The 4,671-nt window shown below is 57.1% G+C and carries 4 protein-coding genes; all 4 read left to right on the top strand.

The annotated features are described in order from the left end of the window. Positions 1 to 1,047: Mur ligase family protein (locus tag WBC85_RS13290; RefSeq protein ID WP_424438028.1), on the top strand; the 1,047-nt coding region annotated here is incomplete at its 5' end. Continuing rightward, positions 1,044 to 2,489, top strand: coding sequence for a UDP-N-acetylmuramoyl-tripeptide--D-alanyl-D-alanine ligase (locus WBC85_RS13285; RefSeq protein WP_424438025.1), 1,446 nt, complete (start codon positions 1,044 to 1,046; stop codon positions 2,487 to 2,489). The genes WBC85_RS13290 and WBC85_RS13285, both read left to right, overlap by 4 nt. Continuing rightward, positions 2,490 to 3,572 carry a phospho-N-acetylmuramoyl-pentapeptide-transferase gene (gene mraY, locus WBC85_RS13280; RefSeq protein WP_424438022.1) on the top strand — a complete coding sequence of 361 codons (1,083 nt, stop codon included), beginning with the start codon at positions 2,490 to 2,492 and terminating at the stop codon, positions 3,570 to 3,572. It begins immediately after the preceding gene. Between the two features lie 239 nt (positions 3,573 to 3,811). Then, on the top strand, positions 3,812 to 4,671 hold an 860-nt coding region (locus tag WBC85_RS13275), incomplete at its 3' end, for a hypothetical protein (RefSeq protein WP_424438019.1).

Here is a 4,671-nt window from a genome sequence, read left to right as displayed (position 1 = left end):
GGCAGTTTCCGCCTGCCGCTGGCCCATACGACGCCCGAGCCGATCACGCTGCACCGCGCCCTTGCACAACTTTCTTTTGAGGGCATTACCCATGCCGCGATGGAAGCCTCGTCCCATGGCCTGGATCAGCGGCGCATGGATGGTGTGACCCTTGCCGCGGCAGGTTTTACCAATTTCACCCAGGATCATCTGGATTATCACGGCACGTTCGAAGCCTATTTCGAGGCCAAGATGGGCCTGTTCACGCGGGTCTTGCAGGATGATGGCGTCGCGGTGGTAAATCTGGACGATCCCAAAGGCCATGAGGTCGCGATGATCGCGCAGGCCCACGGGCACGAGCTGATCGGCGTGGGAAAAAACAGCGAGGCGGACCTCTGCCTGCTTGGTCAACGCTTTGATGGTACGGGGCAGGATTTGCTGTTCAAATGGCATGATCGCCCCTTTCAAGCACGGCTCAATCTGATTGGCGGCTTTCAGGCAGAGAACGTCCTGCTTGCGGCGGGCTTGGTCATCGCGTGCGGGGAAGATCCGGCGCGTGTGTTTGACACTTTGGGTGATCTTGAGACCGTGCATGGACGCATGCAACTGGCTGCAACGCGCAGTAACGGTGCTTCTGTCTTTGTTGACTATGCGCACACGCCCGATGCGGTCGAAACCGCGCTCAAGGCGATGCGCCCGCATGTGATGGGCCGCCTAGTAGCGATTGTCGGTGCAGGCGGGGATCGCGATACGAGCAAACGTCCCTTGATGGGGCAGGCAGCGGCCGAGAACGCTGACTTGGTGTTCGTGACCGATGACAACCCGCGCTCCGAAGATCCGGCCTTGATCCGTGCAGCCGTCATGGGCGGCGCACCATCGGCGATCGAGGTCGCAGACCGCGCCGAAGCGATCTTGCGTGCAATCGATGCGCTTGGCCCGGGAGATGCGCTTTTGATTGCAGGCAAGGGCCATGAAACAGGGCAAATCGTTGGCGATACGGTCTTTCCGTTTGATGATTGCGAACAGGCAAGCGTCGCGGTTGCCGCGCTAGAAGGAGATCGGGCATGAGCCTTTGGACAGCAGCAGAGGCCGCAGCGGCAACAGGTGGCCGCGCTGTTGGCGACTGGGCCGTGCGTGGCATTTCTATCGACACGCGCACGATTGAAACGGGCGATTTGTTCGTCGCACTCAAAGCCGCACGTGACGGGCATGAATTTGTCGCGCAAGCCTTGGCGAAAGGGGCAGGCGCTGCATTGGTTACGCATCTGCCCGAAGGCGTCGCTGCGGATGCACCCTTGTTGATCGTCAAGGATGTCTTGGGCGCGTTAGAAGATTTGGGCCGCGCTGGCCGAGCGCGCACAAATGCACGCGTGGTGGCGATCACAGGATCGGTCGGCAAGACCTCGACCAAGGAGATGCTTCGCGATGTGCTGGGCGAGCAGGGGCGTACCCATGCCTCTGTCGCGAGTTACAACAACCATTGGGGCGTTCCGCTTACTCTTGCGCGAATGCCGCAAGACACAGAATTTGCGGTCATCGAAATCGGCATGAACCATCCCGGTGAAATTGCGCCGCTCGCCAAAATGGCGCGCCCGCATGTGGCGATGATTACCACCGTCGCTGCCGCCCATCTGGAAGCCTTCGAAAATGTCGAAGGGATTGCCGCAGAAAAAGCGTCTATCCTTGAAGGGTTAGAGCCCGAGGGCCGTGCGATCCTGAACGCGGATATTGATACCGCTGCGGTGCTGAAAGAGGCGGCTGAAACACTCGGTATAAAAGCATTGTGGTTTGGTCAAACCGCAGACGATTACGTTCTGGAAAAGATCGTTCTGAAGCGCAATACAACCATCGTTCAGGCCAGCGCGCTTGGTGCGCCACTCCTCTTTAAGGTGCAAAGCGCGGGGCAGCATTTCGCGATGAACGGCCTTGGCGCATTGGGGTGTGCACAGGCGCTTGGCGCGGATCTTGCACTTGCCGCGCAGGCGATTGCCAAATGGACCCCTTTCACGGGTCGTGGCGCGCGCGAGGTGATTGCGCTTGATCCTGCGGACGCTCGCATGACGCTGGAACTGATCGACGATGCCTATAACGCCAATCCAACCTCGCTGGGCGCCGCGCTGGCCGTGCTTGCCGCGGCAGAGGTCACCCACGAGATCGGGCGCGTCTCCAAAGGACGCCGCATCGCTTACTTGGGCGACATGAAAGAGCTTGGACCACAAGAAATCGCCCTGCACGAGGCCGTTGCCACCTTGCCAAGTATCCAGGACATCGACGTGATCCATTGTGTCGGCCCGCTGATGCGCAACTGCTATGATGCGCTTCCAAAGGCCAAGCGTGGACACTGGTTCGAGAGCAGCGCAGAGATGGCGGCTCAGATCGGGCGCGATCTGGATGCGGGCGATGTTGTGCTTGCGAAAGGCTCTTTATCAATGGGGCTCGCACGCGTGGTAGACGCGGTTCGCAAATTGGGCCATACGGCCCCGAAAGACGCCGAAAAGGACACTGTGTAAATGCTATATTGGTTAACCGCTCTCTCGGACGGGGGCGATTTTTTCAACCTCTTTCGCTACATCACTTTTCGCGCAGGTGGGGCGTTTCTGACCGCCCTTATCTTCGGGTTTGTCTTTGGCCGACCCCTAATCAACGTTCTGCGCCGCCGCCAAGGCAAGGGCCAGCCGATCCGCGATGATGGCCCTGAAGGGCATTTCGTCAAGGCAGGCACCCCCACGATGGGGGGGCTTTTGATTGTTGGTGCCCTGCTGACATCGACGCTGCTTTGGGCGCGGCTGGATAACCCATTCGTTCTGATTTGCCTTTTTGTTACAATGTCTTACGGCGCTATCGGTTTCGCGGACGACTATGCAAAAGTGTCCAAGCAGAACACCGCAGGCGTGTCTGGCAAAATCCGCCTCGGCCTTGGTTTTCTTATTGCTGCCATCGCCGGCTACTGGGCTGCGCAGTACCATCCAGAAGCGCTCCAGAACAAATTGGCGCTGCCGATCTTCAAGGATACCTTGATAAATCTTGGCTATCTCTTCGTGCCGTTCTCGATCATCGTCATCGTTGGTGCCGCCAATTCCGTTAACCTTACCGACGGCCTCGACGGTCTTGCAATCATGCCTGTGATGATTGCCTCTGGCACGCTTGGCGTCATCGCCTACGCCGTGGGCCGCGTCGATTTCACTGAATATCTCGATGTGCACTATGTGCCGGGAACAGGCGAAATCCTGATCTTCACAGCGGGCATTTTCGGCGGTGGCCTCGGCTTTCTCTGGTACAACGCCCCCCCCGCTGCGGTCTTTATGGGCGACACGGGATCGCTCGCTTTGGGCGGTGCTTTGGGCGCAATCGCGGTGTCCACGAAACACGAACTGGTGCTGGCGATTGTTGGCGGTCTGTTTGTGGTCGAGGCGCTCTCGGTCATCATCCAGGTCCTCTACTTCAAGCGCACAGGTAAACGCGTGTTCCTGATGGCCCCGATCCATCACCACTACGAGAAAAAGGGCTGGGCAGAGCCGACAATCGTGATCCGTTTCTGGATCATCTCGCTGATTTTGGCGATGATTGGTCTGGCGACGTTGAAGGTGCGGTAGCTGCAATTTGTGCAAACTGTACAGTCTTTGAACGAGCATTTGGCAAATTGTACATTTCTCGGAAGGGCGGTCGGGAAGGGTCAACCCGTACAACCTGACACCGCTCGGGGTTCACCCCGAGCAGCCCCCGCACGCCCCCATGGGCGGGGGCTTCACCCCCACCCGCGTGCGGGGTCCGCTCTTTCCAATTCACGCGAGACGGGTATGCTGCTGTGTAAGGCATAAGCAGGGTGGTGTGTATGGATTGGTTGACAGCAGTATTGGCTTTTCTCGAAGCAAATACAGAAGAAGCTGGAGCGGTTGCCGCAGTGACTGCAATTTTGGGCTACCTTGGTATTAAACGGCCATTTTCTAAGAAAGAAGAGTTGTCACTAGATGCGAAGACCATTGAACAACTAAAACCAGTCGGGCCTGTCGCAACAGCAGCACTCACAGTCCCTCAATTCATCGCAATCCGCCGCGAAATGAAAGCGGACCTCGAACAAGAACTCTCCGAAGCACACGACACCGAAAAAGCCGAACTCCGCGCGCGGATCGCAGAGATGGAAACGCAAATCGCTGATCCAGAACCTGCCTTGGCAGACGCCCAAAAGACAATCGCAGAACTGACTGACCGACTGACCCGCATGGGCAATGACATCGGCGGCGACAGATTGGCAGGTGCGCAAGCTGCTTTTGCAAAACTAGACTATTCTGTTGCAGATGACATTTTCGCCAGAGTCGAGGAAAGCGAGAAGCTTAAAGTTCAAAAAACATCCCATGCTGCTTATGCTCGAGGCGAAATTGCCGAAAATGAAATCCGTTGGCTTGATGCAGCGGAGCATTATCAACGAGCAGCCTTGCTGGACCCAAGTTTCGATGCATTGTTCAAAGCGCGCGAGCTTTCTTGGCGCACGGGTAACTACGAAATGGCAGTGCAATTTGGAGAAAATCTCGTTGCTTTAGCAAGGCGAGGTCGTCAACAGCAGAATCTGTCTTTGGCATTAAATGAGCACGCTACAACTCTGGCAACACTAAATCAACACGGCAAGGCCTCGGAACTTTTTCGAGAAGCGTTATTAATTGATGAAAAAACAATCGGGAACAGGCACCCTAACTT

This window comes from Planktotalea sp. (genome assembly GCF_049680325.1).
In the GTDB taxonomy this organism is placed as follows: Bacteria; Pseudomonadota; Alphaproteobacteria; order Rhodobacterales; family Rhodobacteraceae; genus Planktotalea.
Note: the sequence above shows the minus strand (reverse complement) of the source record. Positions and strands in the feature narration are given on the sequence as shown.

Excerpts from the sequence above, each read along its gene's own strand:
- WBC85_RS13285 (WP_424438025.1), top strand. The coding sequence starts at position 1,044 with ATGAGCCTTTGGACAGCAGCAGAGGCCGCAGCGGCAACAGGTGGCCGC.
- mraY (WP_424438022.1), top strand. The coding sequence starts at position 2,490 with ATGCTATATTGGTTAACCGCTCTCTCGGACGGGGGCGATTTTTTCAAC.